At 70.4% G+C, this 22,299-nt stretch carries 22 protein-coding genes; 13 read left to right on the forward strand and 9 right to left on the reverse strand.

The window, feature by feature from the left end; all coding sequences use genetic code 11:
• Window positions 1–303 precede the first annotated feature (303 nt).
• The 3 genes from ddaH to ADL22_RS17955 all read left to right on the forward strand — a co-directional run bounded on the left by ddaH (window position 304) and on the right by ADL22_RS17955 (window position 2,893).
• Entirely contained in the window at window positions 304–1,227 is a 924-nt protein-coding gene (gene ddaH / locus ADL22_RS17945; protein WP_107116329.1) for a dimethylargininase, read from the forward strand.
• Entirely contained in the window at window positions 1,224–2,447 is a 1,224-nt protein-coding gene (gene rocD, locus ADL22_RS17950; RefSeq protein ID WP_066980187.1) for an ornithine--oxo-acid transaminase, read from the forward strand. The genes ddaH and rocD overlap by 4 nt, the downstream gene beginning before the upstream one ends.
• Before the next feature lie 92 nt (window positions 2,448–2,539).
• Window positions 2,540–2,893, forward strand: a complete 354-nt coding sequence (locus tag ADL22_RS17955) for a VOC family protein (protein ID WP_066980189.1) — start codon at window positions 2,540–2,542, stop codon at window positions 2,891–2,893.
• Window positions 2,894–3,157: 264 nt separating this feature from the next.
• Here the strand turns inward: ADL22_RS17955 and ADL22_RS17960 are convergent, their stop codons facing one another.
• The 7 genes from ADL22_RS17960 to ADL22_RS17980 form a co-directional block, all read right to left on the reverse strand.
• Entirely contained in the window at window positions 3,158–3,514 is a 357-nt protein-coding gene (locus tag ADL22_RS17960) for a hypothetical protein (RefSeq protein WP_234430753.1), read from the reverse strand.
• Window positions 3,515–3,719: 205 nt separating this feature from the next.
• Window positions 3,720–4,532 (reverse strand): colicin immunity domain-containing protein, encoded by an 813-nt coding sequence (locus tag ADL22_RS34020; protein ID WP_079064231.1) that lies wholly within the window; start codon window positions 4,530–4,532, stop codon window positions 3,720–3,722.
• 576 nt (window positions 4,533–5,108) lie between these two features.
• Window positions 5,109–5,339: a hypothetical protein gene (locus tag ADL22_RS35420; RefSeq protein ID WP_159048686.1), complete on the reverse strand. Its 231-nt coding sequence runs from the start codon at window positions 5,337–5,339 to the stop codon at window positions 5,109–5,111.
• A gap of 188 nt (window positions 5,340–5,527) precedes the next feature.
• Window positions 5,528–10,387 carry a putative T7SS-secreted protein gene (locus tag ADL22_RS17965; RefSeq protein WP_066980192.1) on the reverse strand — a complete coding sequence of 1,620 codons (4,860 nt, stop codon included), beginning with the start codon at window positions 10,385–10,387 and terminating at the stop codon, window positions 5,528–5,530.
• On the reverse strand, window positions 10,384–10,995 hold the full coding sequence (locus ADL22_RS17970) for a hypothetical protein (RefSeq protein WP_066980195.1): 612 nt from the start codon (window positions 10,993–10,995) through the stop codon (window positions 10,384–10,386). The genes ADL22_RS17965 and ADL22_RS17970 overlap by 4 nt, the downstream gene beginning before the upstream one ends.
• A 10-nt stretch (window positions 10,996–11,005) precedes the next feature.
• Complete coding sequence (locus tag ADL22_RS17975; protein WP_066980198.1) at window positions 11,006–11,434, reverse strand: SseB family protein; 429 nt, start codon at window positions 11,432–11,434, stop codon at window positions 11,006–11,008.
• 155 nt (window positions 11,435–11,589) lie between these two features.
• Complete coding sequence (locus ADL22_RS17980; RefSeq protein WP_066980201.1) at window positions 11,590–12,213, reverse strand: TetR/AcrR family transcriptional regulator; 624 nt, start codon at window positions 12,211–12,213, stop codon at window positions 11,590–11,592.
• A gap of 150 nt (window positions 12,214–12,363) precedes the next feature.
• On the opposite strand from ADL22_RS17980, the gene ADL22_RS17985 reads away from it, so the two are divergent.
• Window positions 12,364–12,807, forward strand: coding sequence for a nuclear transport factor 2 family protein (locus tag ADL22_RS17985; RefSeq protein ID WP_066980205.1), 444 nt, complete (start codon window positions 12,364–12,366; stop codon window positions 12,805–12,807).
• Here ADL22_RS17985 and ADL22_RS17990 read toward each other — a convergent pair.
• Complete coding sequence (locus ADL22_RS17990; protein ID WP_066980208.1) at window positions 12,793–13,614, reverse strand: helix-turn-helix transcriptional regulator; 822 nt, start codon at window positions 13,612–13,614, stop codon at window positions 12,793–12,795. The two genes, ADL22_RS17985 and ADL22_RS17990, sit on opposite strands and share 15 nt — an antisense overlap.
• Before the next feature lie 268 nt (window positions 13,615–13,882).
• Here ADL22_RS17990 and ADL22_RS17995 point away from each other — a divergent pair, with 268 nt between their 5' ends.
• The 3 genes from ADL22_RS17995 (at window position 13,883) to ADL22_RS18005 (ending at window position 16,935) form a co-directional block, all read left to right on the forward strand.
• On the forward strand, window positions 13,883–15,256 hold the full coding sequence (locus ADL22_RS17995; RefSeq protein ID WP_066980214.1) for an MFS transporter: 1,374 nt from the start codon (window positions 13,883–13,885) through the stop codon (window positions 15,254–15,256).
• A gap of 210 nt (window positions 15,257–15,466) precedes the next feature.
• A complete protein-coding gene (locus tag ADL22_RS18000) occupies window positions 15,467–15,718 on the forward strand; it encodes a hypothetical protein (RefSeq protein ID WP_066980218.1) in 252 nt (83 codons plus the stop codon).
• An 11-nt stretch (window positions 15,719–15,729) separates the two neighbouring features.
• Window positions 15,730–16,935, forward strand: coding sequence for an SPFH domain-containing protein (locus tag ADL22_RS18005; RefSeq protein ID WP_066980221.1), 1,206 nt, complete (start codon window positions 15,730–15,732; stop codon window positions 16,933–16,935).
• 133 nt (window positions 16,936–17,068) lie between these two features.
• Here ADL22_RS18005 and ADL22_RS18010 read toward each other — a convergent pair whose 3' ends face one another.
• Entirely contained in the window at window positions 17,069–17,566 is a 498-nt protein-coding gene (locus ADL22_RS18010) for a MarR family winged helix-turn-helix transcriptional regulator (RefSeq protein ID WP_066980223.1), read from the reverse strand.
• A gap of 267 nt (window positions 17,567–17,833) precedes the next feature.
• Here ADL22_RS18010 and ADL22_RS18015 point away from each other — a divergent pair, with 267 nt between their 5' ends.
• The 6 genes from ADL22_RS18015 to ADL22_RS18040 all read left to right on the forward strand — a co-directional run bounded on the left by ADL22_RS18015 (window position 17,834) and on the right by ADL22_RS18040 (window position 22,277).
• Window positions 17,834–19,045 (forward strand): cytochrome P450, encoded by a 1,212-nt coding sequence (locus ADL22_RS18015; protein WP_066980227.1) that lies wholly within the window; start codon window positions 17,834–17,836, stop codon window positions 19,043–19,045.
• Between the two features lie 66 nt (window positions 19,046–19,111).
• Window positions 19,112–19,306 carry a ferredoxin gene (locus tag ADL22_RS18020; RefSeq protein WP_066980230.1) on the forward strand — a complete coding sequence of 65 codons (195 nt, stop codon included), beginning with the start codon at window positions 19,112–19,114 and terminating at the stop codon, window positions 19,304–19,306.
• A 269-nt stretch (window positions 19,307–19,575) separates the two neighbouring features.
• Window positions 19,576–19,935: a hypothetical protein gene (locus ADL22_RS18025; protein WP_066980233.1), complete on the forward strand. Its 360-nt coding sequence runs from the start codon at window positions 19,576–19,578 to the stop codon at window positions 19,933–19,935.
• Between the two features lie 157 nt (window positions 19,936–20,092).
• Entirely contained in the window at window positions 20,093–21,148 is a 1,056-nt protein-coding gene (locus tag ADL22_RS18030) for an NAD(P)-dependent alcohol dehydrogenase (RefSeq protein WP_066980236.1), read from the forward strand.
• 275 nt (window positions 21,149–21,423) lie between these two features.
• Entirely contained in the window at window positions 21,424–21,594 is a 171-nt protein-coding gene (gene rpmF / locus ADL22_RS18035; RefSeq protein WP_066980239.1) for a 50S ribosomal protein L32, read from the forward strand.
• A 194-nt stretch (window positions 21,595–21,788) separates the two neighbouring features.
• Complete coding sequence (locus ADL22_RS18040) at window positions 21,789–22,277, forward strand: LAETG motif-containing sortase-dependent surface protein (RefSeq protein WP_066980242.1); 489 nt, start codon at window positions 21,789–21,791, stop codon at window positions 22,275–22,277.
• The last annotated feature ends 22 nt before the right edge of the window (window positions 22,278–22,299 follow it).

The raw sequence follows: 22,299 nt of genomic DNA on the forward strand, positions 1-22,299 counted from the left end.
AAGAGACAGCCCGGACCCCCGCCTCCCGCGCCCGACTCGGTCCCCAGTCCCCCAACCGCGCAGGAAACCAGCGGTAACCGCCTCGCACAGGCCGCATTCCTGCGCCTGCGCGCAGCATTCCGTTCTTGTGACCGGAAACCGCCGCTCCCTACCGTGGACGCACCAGGTGACGACCCCTGACGGAACGTGACACCACCACGTCCGCGAGGTCTGCCACGTCCGCCACGTCAGGGCGTCACCGCGTCACGGCGCCCCCAGCGCGACCGCGCCACCGCGCCACAGCAGGAAGCGAGGTCCCTTTCTGTGCCCACCACCCAGCCCGGCGGCGCGCCCCTGAGCACGGCGCGCCGCACCGCCCGCGCCCGGCGCTATCTCCTCTGCCGGCCCACCCACTTCGCCGTCGAGTACGCCATCAACCCCTGGATGCGCGAGGGCACCGAGGTCGATCCGGCCCTCGCCCTCCACCAGTGGGAAAACCTCGTCCGCGCCTATCGGGAGCACGGCCACACCACCGAGACCATCGAGCCGGTACCCGGCCTCCCCGACATGGTCTTCGCCGCCAACTCCGCCGTCGTGGTCGGCGGCCGCGCCTTCGGCTCGCTCTTCCACGCGCCGCAGCGCCGCCCGGAGTCCCGCGAGTACGAGATCTGGTTCAAGGCTGCCGGCTACGACGTCTACCGGCCGGAATCGGTCTGCGAGGGCGAGGGCGACCTCGTCCCGGTCGGCGGCCTTCTGCTCGCCGGTACCGGCTTCCGCACCTCCCGCGCGGCCCACGCCGAGGTCCAGGAGTTCTTCGGCCTCCCGGTGATCAGCCTCCAGCTCACCGACCCGCACTTCTACCACCTGGACACGGCCCTCTTCGTCCTCGACGACGGCCTCGAAGCCGAAGCCGACCACAGGACCGACGCCGGCGCCCTCACCAGGAACAGCGTCGCCAGCCCCGGCCGTGGCCCCACCGTCGCCTACTACCCGGACGCCTTCTCCCCCGGCAGCCGCCAGGTCCTCCGCGCCCTCTTCCCCGACGCCGTCCTGGCCACCCGCGAGGACGCCCTCGCCTTCGGCCTCAACTCCGTCTCCGACGGCCGCCACGTCTTCATCGCGCCCCGGGCGACGCACCTCATCGACCAGCTCGCCGCCCGCGGCTACGTCCCCGTCCCCGTCGACCTCTCCGAGTTCCACAAGGCCGGCGGCGGCATCAAGTGCTGCACCCAGGAGCTCCGCCCATGACCACCGCACCCACCGGAACCCGCCGCTCCTCGGCCGCCCTCATCGAGGCCGAGGCCCCGGTCCTCGCCCACAACTACCACCCGCTCCCCGTCGTCATCTCCCGCGCCGAGGGCGTCTGGGTCGAGGACGTCGAGGGCCGCCGCTACCTCGACATGCTGGCCGGCTACTCGGCGCTCAATTTCGGCCACCGCCACCCGGCCCTCATCGAGGCCGCCCACCGCCAGCTGGACGCGCTCACGCTCACCTCGCGCGCCTTCCACCACGACCGCCTGGCCGGCTTCGCCGCGGCCCTCGCCGACCTCACCGGCCTGGACATGGTCCTCCCCATGAACACCGGCGCCGAGGCCGTCGAAAGCGGCATCAAACTCGCCCGCAAATGGGCCTACGACGTCAAGGGCGTCCCCACCGACCAGGCCACCATCGTCGTGGCCGGCGGCAACTTCCACGGCCGCACCACCACCATCGTCAGCTTCTCCGACGACCCCGACGCCCGCACCGGCTTCGGCCCGTACACCCCCGGCTTCCGCACCGTCCCGTACAACGACCTGCCCGCCCTCGAAGCCGCCCTCGACGACACGACCGCAGCCGTCCTGATCGAACCCATCCAGGGCGAGGCCGGCGTCCTCATCCCCGACGACGGCTACCTCGCCGGCGTCCGCGCCGCCACCACCCGCGCCAACTGCCTCTTCATCGCCGACGAAATCCAGTCCGGCCTGGGCCGCACCGGCACCACTCTCGCCGTCGAACACGAACGGGTCGTCCCCGACGTCATCCTCCTCGGCAAAGCCCTCGGCGGCGGCATCATCCCCGTCTCCGCCGTCGTCGCCCGCCGCGAGGTCATGTCCGTCCTCGGCCCGGGCCAGCACGGCTCAACCTTCGGCGGCAACCCCTTGGCCGCGGCGGTCGGCTCAGCAGTGATCGACCTCCTCACCACCGGCGAATACCAATCCCACGCCACCACCCTCGGCAAGGTCCTCCACGCCGGCCTCACCGACCTCCTCGGCAAGGGCGTCACCGCGTTTCGCTCCCGCGGCCTCTGGGCCGGCATCGACATCGACCCCGCCCTCGGCACCGGCCGCACCCTCAGCGAACGCCTCCTGGCCAAAGGCATCCTCGTCAAGGACACCCACGGCTCCACCATCCGCCTGGCCCCAGCCCTCACCATCACCGAACCCGAACTCACCTCCGCCCTGGACACCTTGGCCGCGACCCTCACCTAGCCCGCACCCGAAACCCCCACGGCGCCGGCCCATCCGTAGTACTCCTGAGAGCCGACAAAGAGACACCCACCCGCTCTCCCTCGGAGTCCCCCATGGCCGTCCACCGCGTCGTACCCAACATCCACTCAGACGCCGCCCACGCCCAGGAGAGCCGTGACTTCTACGGCCTCCTGGGCTTCCACGAGGTCATGAACCACGGCTGGATCACAACCCTCGCCTCCCCGACCGCCCCAGCCGCCCAGATCAGCCTCATGACCGGCGACAAAACCGCGCCCGTCACCCCCGACCTGAGCATCGAGGTCGACGACGTGGACGCGGCCTACGCGCTCATGCGGGTAAGCGGCACAGAGATCATCCACCCTTTGCAGGACGAGGAATGGGGCGTCCGCCGATTCTTCGTTAGCGACCCCAACGGCCGCGTCATCAACATCCTGAGCCACCGCTGACGCCCGCGCCCTCCCGCCCCACAAAACCCCTCTCCCGCATACGAACCAACCGGGCACCAAGCGCATACCAGCCGGCCCCGCATACTCCCCACGCCTCAACAAGCGAGTCATACACCCAGAAATCCCCGACGAGAGCGAGCGGCGCCAGCACCGCGCAGCCGACCCTCAACGCGGTGAATCACCGCAACCTCGCCGCCAGGGCCGTCGAAACCCCCGGAGCAACCAACGCATACGGCGTCGGCTCATCCTTCTCGAACTCCCACATCACGGCCAATCCACCATGGCCATGCAGAGAACAAACAGCACCACAACCGCCAACGGCGCCATCAACGCCAGTATCGCCCTGCGTCCGGCATGCCGCGGCTCCCCCGACCCCCAAGCCACCGCCAACATCCCTGCCGGCGCCAAGAACCCGACCTTCAGCACGGTCATGGCCATCACCAGACTGGCATCGAACTCATGCGCCTTCCCCCCATTGCACGCATCACAGGCCATAGCCGAGAACCCGAGCACACCAAGCGCGAAGACTCCTGCAACTACCGTGGCCACACTCGAAACCAACGGCGCTACCCACCCCCGCGAGCCCCGCTCCCCACCCTCCGGCAACTGCATCTCTTCCATACCCGCCAGCCAACTGCACCCAGCCAAGCTGCACATGAGTGTGCACACTCAGAAATGCTAGGTACCAGCGCTCACGAACCCAATAGCCGCCACTGCCGCTGATCCGCACGGGATTTTTGGCACCACCCGCCCCGCCGCAGGCAAGAGAGAAACAAGCGGCCTCGCTTCCGATGCATTGACAGGCCACCGAAACCCGAGGTTTACTCTACACGGAATCCATTCGATTTGTGATCTCCCGAACCCGCTCAACAAGCTCTTCGTCGGTCAGATCATCCGGGTCCCTCAAAACTGGATCAATCGAATAATCCTCAAGGGCAGAGAAAACCTCGTCGAGCGCGACCGCCAAAGGGGAAATAACACGATCCCCTTCATTCATAGCGCGACGTCGCGCATCGAGCCAGCCAGTAGCAAATTCTCGCGCCGACAAAGACCCTGCCACAAAGGCTCGCATGAGGTTCAATTGCTCCGCTGTGCCACTCCCCTCGGCAACATCCTCAGACCTCTTCCATGCGCCTTTCCTGGGCCCGAATTCCCTGGCAATACACATAAGCCCGGGCAGCTTGTCTTTCAGTTTTTTGGCATACCGAGCAAATTCTGCGCGCGCCTGGTCGACACCTTCCGGAACCGCACTCCTCATGAAGCGAGAATCGCCGGCAATGAGGACGCACCCTTGCACAGTAGAGAGCATGGCACCATCAAACGATGAAGAAACGACCAAAAAGCGGTCCGAAAAATCTGTCAGTCCTCGCTCCAGGAACTCGCCCAGCGGCATAACGGAAGTCGAATTGTCGATTCGATTCGACTGCAATGACACCGCAAACAACCCCGCTGCCCCACCAGCACGGCAGCCGGCAACCATGCGATGCCGCAGCTCCACGGTCAGCCCTTTACCGAGAAAGAATGGGGACACCTGCTTATCCCCGTCGGCCAGCCAATCCGCCCTGTAGTCGCCACCAGGAGAGAGAACTCTGCCCGCCAACTCCACGCCTGACCGGCTCACAGCGTCACCAATCACCACAAAAACCCCTTATGGATAATATCCATAAACTGCCTGTCGCTAAGTCGCCACGCCGACCAGAATCTTCCATCAGCGGCACGCAGCATTACCATCTTCCGCGACATGGGCTCTATGAAGCCGACCGCGCTCCCCTGCCTTTTATAGTTGAAACGATCGCCGAGCCGAAGGACAAAACAACGAGGGGCACCTGCGGAGACCGGAGCCAGCTCCACAGTGGTGTCCCTCGCCCCACGACGGCGCCGCCGCCACACTGACGCCGCCGCTCCCCGCCCACGTGAGTAGATGCGCTCTGAACACCTAGACCGTTCAGGCCCTGGCGGGCGTTCCTATCAGCCTCCACCGAATTAACGCGTCAATGCCGCATGCGATGCCACCGAAGGGACGCCGCGCTAGACCCACTCGAGACTCATCGCTCTCCTCTTGCGGTTACTTATCGAAATTACCATGTGGTTTCTTCGGGCTGAAATACCTTTACCTGGCGGCAAGTTGGTGACTCGGCGCGCTTTGACCCAATGCCGAGAATTCAGTTACGAACTAGCGACGCGCCCAAGCCCTTAAGTTCAGGTGACCGCCGCGTCAGTCGGTTTCCGGGTGTACAACAACAGTTTCTACACCTGCTTCACCCAGCGCCCTTCTGACTATTTCGACCTCAATCTTGGTTCCCGACCTGCCGCTCTCGCGGAATGAACGCGCCGACTCTTTCACCTCTGCGAGAGTGCCCCCGTCCAGCTGCCGAAAAACCTTGAGGAGCACAGCCCCAACTTCACTACCCTTGGCCAGGGAAATTCTCGACTCCGAGTTCTCCAAGAGGAGAGCATTACGCACATCACTAGGAATCGGCACACCGCCACCCATGTGCTGCGAACTCCCACACACCTCACACGCACCCTCGACGTCCCACCTGTGCCTGCCGTAAACGAGCGACTCGGTAGCCACTCCGGACGCCACTCCACCGCACCTACCACAAGGGAACTTGTACGCCGCAGACTGAAAAATCATTCCCATCCCCTCATTCGCATGTAGCGATGCACGATCTCATAGAATTGTTGTGAAGTGCCCGTCCCATCACGAGGATGATGCCTCTGGAACAAGCCTCTATTCCACCAGCGGTGATGCAATTCTTCGTGAACAATGGTATCTCGCAGGTTCCGGCGGGAGTCAAAGGAGTGAGGACCTATGTGCGTCCCCCTGCCATGCGAAGATATCCCATGCCCCGCCCACGGACTGTATTGCGGCCGAAAGGCCAATCGGAGATCGTGAAAGTCCTCTTTGAGTATCGACTCAAGCGCACGATTACGACTCCTCGCTGTATCGCCAGTCACATGACTTAGATCACTGGCGAAAATATTCTTTCCGCTCCCCTTGCCTTCGGCATCTACCCGACCCTTTGAACTTTCACAGGAAAATAGTCCAAGCGGGTCCATCTGAATGACTGGATTTGCCACATAGGAAGTCGGATTCGGGGACGGAATTATACCCAGCGGATCACCAGAAATATACCTACCGGTCTCAACTTCGTAATATCTAGAAAGGTTATAGTTCAGCTGGGTTTCACTGTCGAAATATTGCCCAGGGAACCGCAACGGCGTATAGGCAGTTGCACTCTCAAGCCACGTAGCGGCACCCCACAGGTCTGCCCGAGACCTCCAAGATATATTGCCCGTTTTGTCGACGAGCTCCGATGGCCTCCCAACGAGGTCAGTAAAAACGCCGAAGAATCTTGCTTCAGCAAGTAGCGGGGCATCACCGTCCGAGAGGTGGCTCGGCGCGAACTTGCGCTCGGTTTGACTCAGGGGGATGAGACCCCCGTAGTCCCAAGTGAGCGAGATTCTCCCCAAAGAGCCTGACTTCTGGCTGCACTGTTCAGTTACGGTTACGCCATCCCAGCTGAACTCGATCAGTTCAGCAATGGTTGCCCCGCTTCGGGCGAGGCGTTGTTTGGCTAGGCGGCGACCCAAGGGATCGTAGAGGTACCGCCACTCAGAACCGTCAGGCGTAGTGACCGACGTCAAGCGATCTTCCGAATTCCACGCGTAGCGCCAAGTGTCCGGCTTCCGGGATATACGGCTCATCTGCCGAAGAGTTACGCGCCCCAGGAGGTCGTACTGGTAACGCATACGCCCTGCGCGCACAATGCGGGCGCCCTCGTACGTGCGGGTGCCTCGGGCTGAGGGGTTCGGGCGACAGTCCGGCCACGCCGCGTACGTCTGGTTGCCTGCCGCGTCGTACGCGTACGTCTCGGTCCAGTCGGTGGCGTGGACGGCGGTGACGCGGCCCGCGGGGTCGAGGTCGAAGGTGCGGCGGCCGGTGTGGGAGTCGTGGAGGGCGGTGAGGTGGCCGTCGGGGCGGTAGGTGTAGGCGCGGTGGAGGATCTGGTGGGCCCCGGCCTGGGCGGTACCGGTGGGGTCGGTGGTGTGGGTGGGGGTGGTGGGGGCCGCTGACAGGGACTGGGTGGTGAGGCGGCCGGTGGGGTCCCAGGTGTGGGTGAGGTGGAGGGAGTTGTCGATGGTGCGGGTGAGTTCCTGGCCGGCGGCGTCGTAGGCGAAGGTCAGGGGGTGGCCGGCGATGTTCATGCCGGTGCGGTTGCCGGCTGCGTCGTAGGTGTAGGTGGTGTGGTGGCCGGTGGGGGTGGTGCGGGAGGTGCGGCGGCCGAGGACGTCGTAGGTGAACGTCATGGTGCGGCCGTTGACCGTTTCGGTCAGGACGCGGCCGAGGGCGTCGCGGGTGTAGGTGACGGTGGCGTCGGGGTTGGCCGCCTGGCGGAGTTGGCCGGCGGAGTCGTGTTCGTAGGTGGTGATCAGTCCGGCGGCGTTCTTCTCGGTGATGCGGCCGAGGGCGTCGCGGGTGTAGGTGGTGACCTCGCCCAGGGCGTTGGTGCGGGAGGCCAGCTGGCCCGCCGCGTCGTACGCGTAGGTCAGGACGCGGTCGTCGAAGTCGGATTCGGATATCAGGTGGCCGGCGGGGTCGTAGGAATAATTCCAGGTGAGGCCCTGGGGGTTGGTGACCTGGGTGAGGCGGAGTTCGGTGTCGTGGGCGAACTCGTAGCGGGCGCCGTCCGGATCGGTGCGGGCGGCGAGCAGGTCGAAGTGGGTGTACGAGAAGTGGGTCGTCTGGCCCACGGCGTCGGTGTGGGTGAGGCGGTTGCCCTCGCCGTCATAGGTCCACGTCTCGGTGGCGCCGGTGGGGTCCGTACGGGAGAGCAGTTTTCCTTCGGTGGACCACTGGAGGTGGGTGGTGGCGCCCAGGGGGTCCGTGACGGAGGTGGTGCGGCCGAAGGCGTCGCGGGCGTAGTGGGTGGTGTGGCCCAGGGGGTCGGTGACCGCCACGGGGAGGCCGGCGGCGTTGCAGGTGATGCGGGTGGTGTTGCCGAGGGCGTCGGTGACGGTGGCGAGGTTGCCGCGCGGGTCGTGGGTGTAGGTGGTGGTGGCGCCGGCCGGGTCGGTGGTGGCGACGCGGTGGCCGTGGGCGTCGTAGGTGTGGGTCCAGGTGGCGCCGTCGGGGCCGGTGACGGTGCGGGGGTTGCCGTGGGAGTCGTAGGTCGTGGTGGAGGTCGTGCCGTCGGGGAGGGTGGCCAGCACCGGGCGGCCCGCGTCGTCGTAGGCGAAGTGGGTGGTGCGGCCCAGGGGGTCGGTGCTGGAGAGAACGCGGTGCTTGGTGTCGCGGGTGGTGCGCGTGGTGGCACCGGTCGGGTCGGTGGTCGCGACGATCTGGTGGCGGTCGTTGACCTGGTACGTGGTCAGCCGGTCCTGCGAGTTGTAGAAGCGGTTGGTGCGCAGGCCCGTTTCCGGGTCCGGGTCGCCCCAGACGTAGCGGGCGCGGAGGTGGCCGGCGATACCGCCCTGGGAGACGCAGCGGTCGGCCTCGTCGTAGGCGTAGGTGTAGCTGCTGCCGTTGGTGTCCGTCCAGGAGGTGATGCGGCCGGCGTCGTCGTAGGTGAAGCGGAGCGGGCGGTCGCAGGACGGCTTGGTGACGGTGGTGAGGTGTCCGAAGGCGTCGTAGCCGTAGGTGGCGAGGAGCTGGTCGCCGCCGTCGGGGGCGGCACCGGCCAGGTGGAGCGCGGTGATGCGGGCGCCCTCGGGGGTGCCGTCGCCGGTCCCGTCGGCGGCCCCGTAGCCGGTCCGCTCGGTCGTCAGCAGGAGGCGGTAGCCGCCGCTGCTGGTGATGGCCGTGGGGAGGCCGTCCTCGGTCCAGTCGAATGTGTGGTGGTTGCCGTGGCGGTCGGATATCTCGTCGAGGAGGGCGACGTTCTCGCTGTACGTGGTGAAGTAGCGGCGGACGCCGGTGACCGGGTCGACGAGGAAGTAGTCGCCGTCCGGGGTGCGGGAGAGCGGCGCGCCGTCGCCTTCGAGGGGGAGCGTGGGGACGCCGACGGCGGGGTGCGGGTAGAGGAGGAAGTTGCCCTCCTCGCCTATGAGGATGACGCCCTCGGCGTCGATCTCCAGGCGCTGGTCGAGGGTGGACATCCACGTCCGGCCGAACCAGCGGCCGGTGCGGTACGACGACTCGAAGGTGCGGGTGAAGGAGAGCGGGAGGCTGCCGGGCAGGCTGACGTCCGTCTGCGGCAGGATCATGCGGCCGGTGGCCATGTCGATGGGGTCGCTGCCGAACGTTTTGCACCAGCCGGTGCGCAGCCGGTCGCGGATCGTCCGCTGGCCGCCCTCCTTGACGGCGTTGCGCGCCGTTCCCTTGAGCGCGTCCTTCGCTCCAGTCTTCACCGCCGCCTTGGCAAGCCCGCCGGCTCCCTTGCTCCCGACGAGGTTCCCCAGAAGCGTTCCGTACGCCTCGGCCGGGTCGCTGCCCCAGCCGGAGCCGAGCATGCCCTTGGCCATCTCGACGGGGTGCAGGGCGGATCGGCCCAGCCCGAGGAGGGTGGTGGAGACGTTGCTCAAGTATTGGACGGGGTGGGTGAGGTTGTAGGGGTCCGCGGGGTTGACGGTGCGGGCGAGCTTCAGCGTCTCGATGCCCGCCTTGGCGATCCCGCCCGCCAGGTGCAGATGCTCGAGGGCGAATGCCTGGGCGCCGTCCTTCAGGCCCGCGCCCGCCAGGTCGGTGAACTGCGGCTTCTCGGGGGCGTGCGCCAGGGCGCCCTTGATGGCGTTGCGCGCCCGCTCGGCGGCCTCGTCGCGCTGGCTGCGGGCGCTTTTGACCATGTCCTGGGCGGCCTCGCGGCCCTCGGCGCCCGGGTCCACGAAATCGCCGGGCGGGGTGGGCTGCGGGCCGGGATCCTGGCCCTGATCGACCGCGGCTTGGTAGCGCTCGGCCTGCGCCACATACGCGGTGGCCTGCGCTTTCCAGGTCTCCAGGGCGTTCTCTCGGTCCTCTTCCGCCCGGCGGTACTTCTCTATCGCCTCGGATGCCTGGCCCTGCGCCCAGGAGACCGTCTCCGCGTACCCCTTCAGGGCGTTGTAGGCGTCGTCGCAGGCGTCGGCGGCGTGCATCCACTGCTTGGGGTGCATATCGAACGCCTCGCGGAAGGCGTCGGCGGCCTTGCCGCTCCAGTGCTGGGCGGAGCCCAGTTTGCGCATCCCGTCGGCGACGCGGTTGAACGCCGCGGCGAAGTCCTTCAGGTGGGAGACGGTCTCGTTGAGCTTCTCGACGTCCCCGTGGATGATCTGGGTGGGGTCGTCGGTCTCGCCGAGCTGCCGTTCGTCGACGTGGGCGCCGAGCGCGCCGGCGAGCTTGTCACCGCCGGAGCGGACCGTTTCCGCGGCGCCGTCCGCGCCGATCGCCTCCAGGCCGTCGCCCAGCTTGTCGGCGCCGAACTCGACCACCTCACCGGCACCGCGCTCCACGGCGTCCGTGACCGCGTCGATCCCGTCCGAGATCTTGTTGATGCCGTCCCCGAGCCAGTTCACTTGTCGCTACCCCCGTGCCGCTGCCCCGGTCCCTCAAGCTCCGCCTCGGTCTCGGACGGGTCCTTGCCGCCGTTCATCAGGCGGTCCGGGACCGAGGTGACGTCGTGCCCGAACTCCCGCGCGGCGTCGTAGGTCCGCTGGTAGGACTCGCGGGATGCCTGCGAATTCGGGTCCCAGTCCGGGGTGAAGGTGTTGCCGATGTCGTTCTTGATGCCGTTCCAGGACGTCCGGTGGAGTTCCTCCGCCGACTTGGTCGGGTCGCCGAGCGCGGCGTTCGCGGCCTGCTTGAGGATGTCGGAGCCGTACTGCTCCTGCTCGTAGTAGAGACCGGCGGTGATCCCCAGCCGCTTGGAGAAACCGTTGGCGTCCTGCATGAGGTGGTAGACGCCCCAGCCCCAGCGCTCGCAGAAGGACGAGAAGATCTCGGCCAGACCGTCGTCCCCGCACTCGACGGCGTCCAGGGACAACCTGTCGAATCCGCGGCCGAGTTGGGCCTCGATATCGAAGCCCAGCTCCTTCAATTCGCTCGTCGCGGCTTTTATGCCTTTGGTGAGCTGTTCGAAAGCCTCCGGCTCCAGCTGGTAGCCGTTTCCTTCCATAAGGCCCATGACGTTCCCCCTAGACGTACGTGGTGCCCGGTCTGCCACCGTCAGGTGCGGCGCTGTCCGGTGTGCCGCGGTCCACCGCGACCCGGTCCGGGACTATTCCGGACACCGGCGGGAAGAGCATGCCCTGCGCGCTGCCGGCGTCCAGGGCCACGCCCGTCGGGCCCTCGATGGCCGGGATCAGCACGTCAAGGACTCGGGCGCCGAGGACGGTGGCGTACTGCCAGTCCGACCCGGGCGCACTCCCCCGGTCCGCCGCGAAACGGGACAAGGCGTCCTCGTCGCTGAATGCGTAAAGCCACCGCATTCCGTCCAACTCGGAACTGAGAAAGGCGTCATCGGCGATCGGGAGTATCACGGCCGTGCGCCGGAATTCACCGATCAGTGCGGCTGGATTCGGCCGCCCCTCGTGGAACGCCGCTACCTCCTCCGCCAAAGGCATGGCGAGTCCCTCCCCCCGTTACCGTCCTGCTCATAACCGACCTGATTTTGCCCTGCTCGTGGTGCTGGATCCACTGTGGCATACGGCACTGACAACGCCGCCGGGCGCCCGCGGACCTGCCCGGGTAATAAACCGGCTGGGAGTTACTTTTCCATTCAAGCGCGTGGTGTCGGGTGCGGGCGGGCGAGCAAGGACTCGGCTGCGGCGCGGGCGGTGGTGGCGGCGTGCGGGGTGGCGGAGAGGGCGGCTTCGGTGATGGCGCCGTCGATCAGGAGGGCGAGCTGGGCGGCGAGTTGGGTGGGGTCGGGGTGGCCCAGGGGGCGGACGAGGTCGGTGAGGTAGGCGCGCAGGGCGCGTTTGTGGTCGCGGGCGGCGCGGGCGATATGCGGTGCGGTGGCGCCCAGTTCGCCGTAGGCGTTGAGGAAGGCGCAGCCGCGGTAGTCCGGGGTGGCGAACCAGGCGGCCAGCCAGTCGAAGACGGCGAGGACGCGGGCGGGGTCGGCCGGGTCGGTGGCGTCCTGCGGCGCGTGCGCGTCCACATGGGCGGCGAGGGCGGCGCGCCAGCGTGTGTCGCGGCGGTGCAAGTAGGCCGCGACGATGTCCTGTTTAGCGGGGAACGTTCCGTAGAGGCGCTTGAGGGAGACGCCGGCGGCGGCGCGGAGCTGGTCCATGCCGACGGCCTGGATGCCGCGTTCGTAGAAGAGCTTCTCGGCGGCGTCGAGGATGCGGGTGCGTATGTCCCGTGCGTCGGGGTTCGTGTCCGTGTCCGTGTCCGTCACAGGGTGGGGCCTTCCGTGGAGAACGATCGTTCTCTAGGGTAGCGAGGCAGGGTGAGAGAACGGGCGTTCTCCCGTTCTCCCGCTCTCGTCTCGTCGCATCGACCGTTTCTCGGCGCGTGCACCGCGCGTCCCGTAGTCAGGAGTTGTGCCATGTCAGAGCCCCGGCCTCCGTTCCCGCCGTTCGACGAGCACAGTGCGCGGCAGAAGGTGCGGGCGGCGGAGGACGCCTGGAACACCCGGGATCCGGAACGTGTCGCGCTCGCGTACACCGAGGACTCGGTGTGGCGGAACCGGGACACGTTCCTCACCGGGCGCGCCGAGATCGTGGCGTTCCTGCGGCAGAAGTGGGCGCGGGAGCTGGACTACGCGCTGCGGAAGGAGCTGTGGGCGTACGCCGGGAACCGGATCGCGGTGCGGTTCGAGTACGAGAGCCGGGACGCGGCCGGGCAGTGGTGGCGGAGTTACGGCAACGAGCTGTGGGAGTTCGATGAGTCGGGGCTGACGCGGCGGCGCGAGGCGGGGATCCACGACGTGCCGATCGGGCCGGAGGAGCGGCGCATCTTCGGGGCGCGGGGGGACTCAGCCGTCCAGTAGGAGGGGGAGTTTGCCGGCTGTCCCGGGGTCGGCGGGCATGCAGGCGAAGAGTTTGACGGTGGGGGCGTCCAGGGCCGCCAGCTTCACGTAGTCGAAGGTCAGGGCGCCGGCCCGGGGGTGGTGGAAGGTGCGCCGGGTGGTGGTGAGCGCGGCGAGGTGGTGGGCCTGCCACCAGGTGGCGAACTCCGGGCTGCGGGCGGCCAGTTCGCGGGTCAGGCGGTCGCGGCGCGGGTCGTCGAACCGCTCGCCGGCATCGGCCCGGAACTGGGCGACGAGGTCCCGGGCCTGCCCCTCCCAGTCGGCCAGCAGGGTCCGCATCACCGGGTCGGTGAAGACCAGCCAGAGGAGGTTGCGCTCGCCGGGAGCCAGATGGGCCGGGTCGCCGATCAGGCCGGCCTCGGCGCGGTTCCAGGCGACGAAGTCCCAGTTGGCGTCGAGGAGGTAGGCCGGGTGCGGGTCCAGCGCGTCCACGAGGCGCTGGAGGGCGGGGCCGGGGCCGGGGGCGGGCGGTTGCTCCGGGGGTCGTTCGCCGGCCAGCGCGTAGAGATGGCGCTGCTCCACGGAGCTGAGCATCAGGGCGCGCGCCAGGCTGGCCAGCACCTGGCGGCTGACGCCGATGTCGCGGGCCTGTTCGAGCCAGGTGTACCAGGTGACGCTGACACCGGAGAGCTGGGCGACCTCCTCGCGCCGCAGTCCGGGGGTCCGCCTACGGGGGCCGGGCAGGATGCCGGCTTCCTGGGGGGTGAGCCGCTCGCGGCGCGCCCGGAGGAACTCGGCGAGGGCGCGGCGCCGGTCCTGGTCGGCCATGGACTCTCCCGTGGACGCGGCCCGTGCGCGCGCTCGGTGGTAGCGGAAACACCAGCATAATCGGTCTCTGTACGGGCGTTCGGGGCTGCGCGAGCGTGGCCGCATGGTTCAGAGATCCCGCTATTCCGGGGTGGAGCGGACCGCCGCGTCCCCCGCTGCCGGCGCCCGTTCCGCTCGTCCTCCTCTTCCCGGGCAGCCAGGTGCCCAGCCCCCTCGCCCCCCTCTTCCCGGTGGCGCGCCCGCCGCCCCCAGGGGCGCCCTCGCGCTCGTGCTCACCGGGGCGTTCATGGCCGTCCTCGACACCTTTGTGGTGCTGGTGGCGGCGCCCGCCATCCAGGCGGACCTGCGCGCGTCGGACGCCGATGTCCAACTGGTGCTGGCCGGTTACCAGCTGACGTACGCCATCGCCCTGATCAGCGGGGCGCGGCTCGGTGACCGGTTCGGGCGGAAGCGGCTGTTCCAGTACGGCATGGGGCTGTTCACCGTCGCGTCCGCGGGGTGTGCGCTGGCTCCCGGGGCGGGCGCGCTGATCGCCGCCCGGCTGGTGCAGGGGCTCGCCGCGGCGGCGATGTTCCCGCAGGTCCTGGCGCTGCTGCGGGTGCTGGTGCCGGAGGCGCGGCGGGCCCGGGCGTTCGGGGCGCTGGGCGCGGTCATCGGGGTCGCCGGGGCGGCCGGGCAGCTGCTCGGCGGCGTACTCGTCGCGGCGGACCTCTTCGGGTCGTCCTGGCGGCCGGTGTTCTGGATCAACGTGCCGGTGGGCGTGGCGGCGGTCGCGCTCACCGCCCGGTACGTGCCCGAGTCGCGCGCCCCGGAGGCGCAGCGGCCCGACCTGGCCGGCGCCGGGGTGCTGACCCTGGCGCTGGGCCTGCTGGTGGTGCCCCTGGTGGAGGGGCGGTCCGCGGGCTGGCCCTGGTGGACGTGGGCCGGGCTCGCCGCCACGGTGCCGGCGCTGGCGGCGTTCGTCCTCGTGGAGCGGCGGGTGGCGGCGGCCGGGCGGGAGCCGCTGGTGCGGCTGCGGCTGTTCGGGCACCGGCCGTTCGCGGTCGGGATGGCCCTGGTGCTGCTCGCCTACGCGGGCATCAACTCCTTCTTCCTGATCTTCTCGCTGACCCTCCAGGACGGGCTCGGGCAGGACGCGCTCGGTGCCGGGCTGTTCTACACGCCGTTCGCGGCGGTGTTTCTCGCCACGAGCCTGCTGGCCGGGCGGCTGGCCCGGTACGGGCGGCGGGTCCTCCGGGCCGGCGCCCTGCTCGTCCTCCTCGGTTTCGGCTCGACCATCGCGCTGGCCACCGGGGCCGGGGCCGCGCTGACCCCCTGGGACCTGGTCCCGACCCTGGCCCTGGTAGGCGCCGGCAACGGCCTCCTGGTCACGCCCCTGCTGAACGCGGTCCTCGCCGCCGTCCGCCCCGAGGAGACCGGGATGGCGTCCGGGGTGCTGGCCACCGGGCAGCAGGTCGGCGGCGCGGTCGGGGTGGCCGTCGTCGGGGTCGTCTTCTACGGGGCGCTGGGCCCGGCCGCGCACCACGACGTCGCGGCCTACGGGCACGCGCTGACCCTGGCGCTGGCCGTGACGGGCGGGCTGGCCGCGCTGGTCTGGCTGCTGCTGGGGTCGCTCCCGGGTACGGCGGGCCGCCGTAAATGAGCCGATGGCCCGATGAGCCGATGCGCCACGGGCGGGGCGCCCCCGGCGGCCCAGGCGGGGGCCGGCCCCGACGCCCGCCCCCTCCCGCGTCCCTCCTCAACCCCACCGACCCCACCAACCCCCCAACTCGCCGTCCTCCCGCCGTAGGCCCCCGGGCGCCGGAGCGCTATGGTCGGAATCCAGGAACGCGACGGGGGAAGGCAGCGGTCGATGGCCCGGGATGACGCTGTGGTCGGCTGCACCGGTGTGCTGCTGATCGCCACGCGCGGCGCCGCCGGACCCGGTGAGGTCCTGGTGCGGATCCGGGGCGGTTCGGAGACCTTCCTGGCCTGGTCCGCCGAGCCCCTTCCGGTGGGGGCGACCGTGCTCGTGATCGACTCCCGGGGCACGCGTCAGGTCGACGTCATGGAGTGGGCTGATCCGTTGGACGCGCCGCCCGGCGATGCCGGCGACGCCGGTTGAGGAGACAGACGATGTTCGGTTACCGCGTTCCCGCCCCCGATCAAGCCATGCTGATCTCGGGCGGCAGGCGTGGCCAAGGTGGCGCACCGTTCCGCGTGGTCACCGGCCATGGCAAGTTCGTCCTCCCGATCTTCCGCAAGGTCCGCTTCCTGACCCTGGCGATGTGCGAGGCGGAGGTCGCCGAGACGTGCGTGACCCGCCAGGGCATCGCGCTGACGGTCCGCGCGGTGATCGCGTTCAAGGTCGGCAACGACACCGAGAGCGTGGTCAACGCCGCGCAGCGGTTCCTCTCCGACCAGGACCAGATGTCGGTGCTGACCGGCCGGATCTTCGCCGGCCACCTGCGCTCGATCATCGGCTCGATGACGGTCGAGGAGATCGTCACCGAACGGCAGAAACTGGCCACCGAGGTGCTGGAGACCTCCAAGACCGAGATGGCCAAGATCGGCCTGATCGTGGACTCGCTCCAGATCCAGTCCATCGACGACGGCGACACCGGCTACATCGCGGCGATGTCCGCCCCGCACAAGGCCGCCATCCAGCGGCAGGCCCAGATCGCCCAGGCGCAGGCCACCCAGGCGGCCGTCGAGGCCCAGCAGGAGGCGGCCCGCAATCAGGCCGAGTACCAGCGGCAGACCGCGGTCGTGCAAGCCGAGTACTCCGCCGAGGTGGACCGCGCGCAGGCCCGCGCCGCCCAGGCCGGACCGCTCGCCCAGGCCCACGCCCAGCAGGAAGTGCTCGCCGCGCAGACCGAGTTGGCCGAGCGGCGGGCCCGGCTGCGCCAGCAGGAGCTGGTGGCCGAGGTGGTCAAACCCGCGGAGGCGGAGTCCGAGCGGATCCGGCTGCTGGCGCTGGCCGAGGCCGAGCGGATGAAGATCCAGGCCGAGGCGGCCGCCTCGTACGACCGGGTGGCGCTGGACCGGATGCTGATCGACCAGCTCCCGCAGATCGTCAAGGAGGCCGCGGCCGGCCTCTCCGGCGCGAACGTCAACGTGCTCAACGGCGCGGACGGCCTGGGCGAGATCGCCGCCGGCCTGGTCGGCCAGGGCCTGACCATCCTGGACTCCGTACGCCGCAACCTCGGCACGCCGCCCGCGCCCGGGTCCGCCTCCGCCGATGGCGCGAACGGCTCGTCCGGCGGGTCCGGGTCCGGTTCGCCGGCCGGCGGCAACGGCTCGGGGGGTACGGCCCGCGGCGGCCGCGTAGAGATCGAGTAACGCGCAACCGGGGCGCGGCGGCCGGGCGTACGCCCCAGGGGCCGGGCCCCGGCCGTACGCCCCAGGGGCCGGGCCCCCGCGCGTACGCCCCCGGAGCCGGTCCGAAAGCCCAGGCCCCCGGACCCGGCCCCCACTAAGCCCCCCGCCCCCTCCCCCGCGCCTCCTCCCCGTGCTTCTCCCGGACGTACCGCACCAGGCGGTCCAGGACGGCCCGGGTCGTGGCCAGTTCCGCGTCGTCGAAGTCGCTCAGGGCCTGGCGCAGGCCGGCCAGCCGGGCCTCCTGGAAGCTCTCCAGGACGGCCTTGCCGAGTGGCGTGATCGCGACCCTGCGGGCCCGCCGGTCCAGTTCGTCCGGCGTCCGCTCGACGAGGTCCTGGGCCTCCAACTGGCCGATCTGCCGGGTGACATGGGGCGGTTCGACCATCATCTGGGCCGCCAGGTCGCCGACCCGGCTGACCCCGCCGCTGTCCTCCAGCGCCATCAGGAGGTAGAGGTCGGAGCGGCCGGCCGTGATGCCCGCCTGGCTCGCCTGGTGCTCGTGCGCCCGCGAGCGGGTGAGCAGATAGGACAGCGTGGCCAGCACCTTGTGCAGTGCGGCGGTCGCGTCCTGGTCGGGTACGGGGTCCGGCATGCAGGCACTGTAGCGGGCACCGGTCCCCGGATCGGGCGCGTTCCGTACCGGGATCCGGGTACCACGCACCGCCCGGCCCCACCCGGGAGCCGGGCCCCCCGACCCACCCGCTCCCGTACCAAGGGCCGGGCCCCCGCGCCCCGTTCGGTTCCGGCCAACCTCGCGGCGGCCGGGCTCCGCCCTTCCCTCGCCCGCCGCGCCTGGGTTAGCGTGGCTACTTAGTTGCTTAACTTAGGTAACTAAGTCCCACGCGGAAGGACCGGCCGCATGACGACCGCAGCACGTACCGCACCCCCCACCCCCCTCACCCTCCCGGCCACCCGCGCCCCGGGCTGCCCGTTCGACCCGGCTCCCGGTATCACCGATGCCGCCCGCGGCGAGCCGGTCACCCGCGCGACCCTCTGGGACGGCACCTCCTGCTGGCTGGTGACCCGCCATCAGGACGTCCGCGCGGTCCTCGGCGATCCGCGCTTCAGCGCCGACGCCCAACGCCCCGGCTTCCCGTTCCTGACCGCCGGGGCCCGCGAGGTGGCCGCCGGGAAGCCGACCCTGCTGCGCATGGACGACCCGCAGCACGCCCGGCTGCGCCGGATGCTCACCGCCGACTTCATGGTCAAGAAGGTCGAGGCGATGCGCCCCGAGGTGCAGCGCCTGGCCGATGACCTGCTGGACCGGATGACCGCCGGCCGCACCTCCGCCGACCTGGTCACCGACTTCGCGCTGCCGCTGCCGTCCCTGGTGATCTGCCTGCTGCTCGGCGTGCCCTACGAGGACCACGACTTCTTCCAGGAGCGCAGCCGCATCCTGCTCTCGCTGCGCTCCACGCCCGAGGAGGTCCGGGCCGCCCTGGACGAGCTGCTGGAGTACCTGACCCGGCTGGCCCGCGCCAAGCGGGAGGCGCCGGACGACGCCATCGTCAGCCGCCTGGTCGCGCGCGGCGAACTGGCCGACGGCGATATCGCCGCGCTGGGCCGCCTGCTGCTGATCGCCGGGCACGAGACCACCGCCAACATGACCGCGCTGTCCACCCTCGCCCTGCTGCGCAACCCCGAGCAGCTCGCCCGGCTGCGCGCCGAGCCCGCGCTCGTCAAGGGCGCCGTCGAGGAACTGCTGCGCTATCTGACGATCGTGCACAACGGCGTTCCGCGCGTCGCCACCGAGGACGTGGTGGTCGGCGACCGCACCATCCGGGCCGGCGAGGGCGTGCTGTGCATGATCAGCACCGCCAACCGGGACGACGAGGTCTTCCCCGGTGGCGATGGGCTCGACGTGGCCCGGGACGCCCGCCGCCATGTCGCGTTCGGCTTCGGCGTCCACCAGTGCCTGGGGCAGCCGCTGGCCCGTGTGGAGCTGCAGATCGCCGTGGAGACGCTGTTCCGCCGGCTGCCGGACCTGCGGCTGGCGGTGCCGTACGAGGAGATCCCGTTCCGCGGCGACATGGCGATCTACGGGGTGCACTCGCTGCCCGTCGCCTGGTAGAGCCGACCCGCACCCCAACGCCCTGACGGGGCACCCCCGTTACGTACCGCACCCCTTGGGAGAACCATGCGCATCCACGCCGACCAGGAGAAGTGCTGCGGCGCCGGCAGCTGTGTACTGGCCGCGCCGGACGTCTTCGACCAGCGGGACGAGGACGGCATCGTCGTCGTCCTCGACCCGGAGCCGCCGACCGCGCTCCACGACGCGGTCCGCGAGGCGGCGGCCATCTGCCCCGCCGCCGCGATCACGGTCACCGGCTGACCGCCCGCCCGCCGCACCACCGCGCGCCCCGGACCCGCACTCCCCGCGGGCCGGGGCGCCGCGCGTACGGGCCGCCGGCGCAACGCGCCCAGGGGCGCACCGCGTAACCGGGCGCCCCGATACCGGACCCCGCCCGCGCCGAAACCCGCCCCGCCCGGCGGATCGATTCGGCGCCCCTCCTTCGGGTGACGGCCGACATCACCACCGTCCGGAGTGGGCAGCGAAGAGCGCGCACCACGCAACTCCCGCTCCTCGGAAGGACGTTCCGGATGTCCCGTCTCCGCCGCGCGCTCGCCGCCGCAGCCGGCCCGCTGGCCCTCGCCCTGCCCCTCACCCTGGGCGCGGCCGCCGCCCCGGCCCACGCCGCCACCGGCGGCTTCAGCTACACCTACGAGTCCCCGGGCGGGCCGCGGACGGGCTACCTCATCGACCCGCCGAGCGGTGTGTGCCTGACGCTCCCGGAGGTGGCCAGGGAGTACGAGACCCCGCCCGCGCACTCCCCGCGCAACGACACCGGGTCCCCGGCCACCGTCTACACCGGCCCCGACTGCTCGGGCGCCTCCTACAGGCTGCGGCCGGGCGGCCGCGCCTCGGAGCGGCTCAAGCTCCGGTCGGTGGTCTTCTTCTGACCCTGCGCCCGGGCCCCGACGCCGGGCCCTGACCCGGGGGCCCGACCCGTGCCCCCCGGACTCCGCTCCCAGGGTGGTCCCGCCAGTGGTAGGCACAGCGTTCGTACGTTGAAGGGAGCACTGGTTACCCGCCACGGCGGGACGCATCCTCGGGAGCATGACCCACACCTCTGTCGCCGCGTACGCCGCACCCGCACCGAAGGCACCGCTGGAGCGGACCACGATCCCGCGCCGCGAGCTGGGTGCCCACGACATCCTGATCGACATCAAGTTCTCCGGTATCTGCCACTCCGACATCCACACCGTGCGCGCCGAATGGGGCGACGGCGGGAACTTCCCGATCGTCCCCGGCCACGAGATAGCCGGTGTGGTGGCCGCGACCGGCCCCGAGGTCACCCGCTACGCGGTGGGCGACCGGGTCGGCGTCGGCTGCTTCGTCGACTCCTGCCGCACCTGCGACAACTGCCGGGCCGGCCTGGAGCAGTACTGCACCGGCGAGCTCGGCACCGTCAACACCTACGACGCCGTCGGCCGGGACGGTGAGCCCACCTACGGCGGCTACGCCACCCACCTGGTCGTCGACGAGAACTACGCGCTGCGCATCCCCGACGCGCTCCCGCTGGACGCCGCGGCCCCGCTGCTGTGCGCCGGCATCACCCTCTACTCCCCGCTCGCCCACTGGAAGGCGGGCCCCGGCAAGAAGGTCGCGGTGGTCGGCCTGGGCGGCCTGGGCCACATGGGCGTGAAGATCGCGCACGCCATGGGCGCCGAGGTCACCGTCCTGAGCCAGTCGCTCCGCAAGAAGGACGACGGGCTGCGGCTGGGCGCCGACCACTACTACGCGACCAGCGACCCGGCCACCTTCGAGGCGCTGGCCGGCACCTTCGACCTGATCGTCAACACCGTCTCGGCCAACCTGGACCTCAACGCCTACCTCGGCCTGCTGGGCACCGACGGCACCCTCGTCCAGCTCGGCGTCCCCGAGAACCCGGTGGCGATCGCGCCGTTCGCGCTGATCCGCGGCCGCCGGTCGTTCGCCGGTTCGCTGATCGGCGGGCTCGCGGAGACCCAGGAGATGCTCGACTTCTGCGCCGAGCACGGGCTGACCGCGGAGATCGAGGTGATCGCCGCGGACCGGATCAACGAGGCGTACGAGCGGGTGCTCGCCAGCGACGTCCGCTACCGCTTCGTCATCGACGCGTCGACGATCTGACCGCCCGCCGAACGCCGCTGTCCGCCATCGGACGGGTCCCTGAGCGCCATCGGATGGGCCCCTGACCGACGCCGGACGAGTTCCTGACCAGCGCCGGACGGGTCCCTGACCGGCGCCGGGCAGGACGACGCCCGGGGCCGCCCCCACTGGCTGCCCCGGGCGTTTCGCGTGCCGTGACCCCAGGCACTGCACAGCACTCTACTTGGAAACGGTACCCATTTCCATATAGCCTCCGTCCCGACCGGCACCCACCCGACCACGGAAGGCCCGCCACCATGGCCGTACCCAAGCGCAAGCTCTCCCGCAGCAACACCCGGCACCGCCGCGCCCAGTGGAAGGCCAGCACGCCCCAGCTGGTGCCGGTGACGGTGGACGGCACCGTGTACCAGGTGCCGCAGCGGCTGGTCCAGGCGTACCGGCGGGGGCTGATCGACCCGAAGGGCTGACCGGCGGACGACTAACGGGAGCGGGCCGCCACCGGGCTCCACCGGGCGCGCGGGCACCCGCCCCGGTGCCGACCCCTCCCCACCCGGCCGGAAAAATTTCCCCGGTCCGTCGGCAACCCCCGCACCGCCCGCACGTCGTCTGGGGTGAGGGCGCTCTCGGGCGCCACCCGCCGACGAAACCGGAGCAGCCGACCGTGAACCCGTCCCGTACCTCCCGCACCGCCCGCCTGCGCCGCCCGGCCGGCGCCGGCCTGCTCGCCGCGCTCGCGCTGTCCGCCGCCGCGGGCGCCGGCACCGCGTACGCCTCCGACACCCCGGCCCCGACCGCGGCGCACAGCGGCACCCCGTCCCCCGCGCCCACCCACCCGGGCCACAGCGGCACCCCGTCACCCGCCCCGACCTACCCGGGCCCCAACCCCACCGCGCCGCCGCACAGCGCCACCCCGGTGCCGACCCAGCCGCCCGGCAGCCACCCCGCCCCGGTGCCGACCCGGCCCGGCGGCCACCAGCCCACCGCCGCGCCCTCCCAGCCGGGCGCCGCCCCGGCGGACGCCGCCGACCGCAAGCAGCTCGCCAAGACCGGCGCCTCCCCCGCCACCACCTTCGCCCTGGCCGGCGGCGCGGCCGTCCTGCTCGCGGCGGGCGGCGGCACGGTCTACGCGGTCCGCCGCCACCGCGCCTGAGCCCGCCCGGCACGCCCGAGCG

Origin of the sequence: Streptomyces sp. NRRL F-4489, from assembly GCF_001509485.1 — a bacterium.
GTDB lineage: Bacteria > Actinomycetota > Actinomycetes > Streptomycetales > Streptomycetaceae > Streptomyces.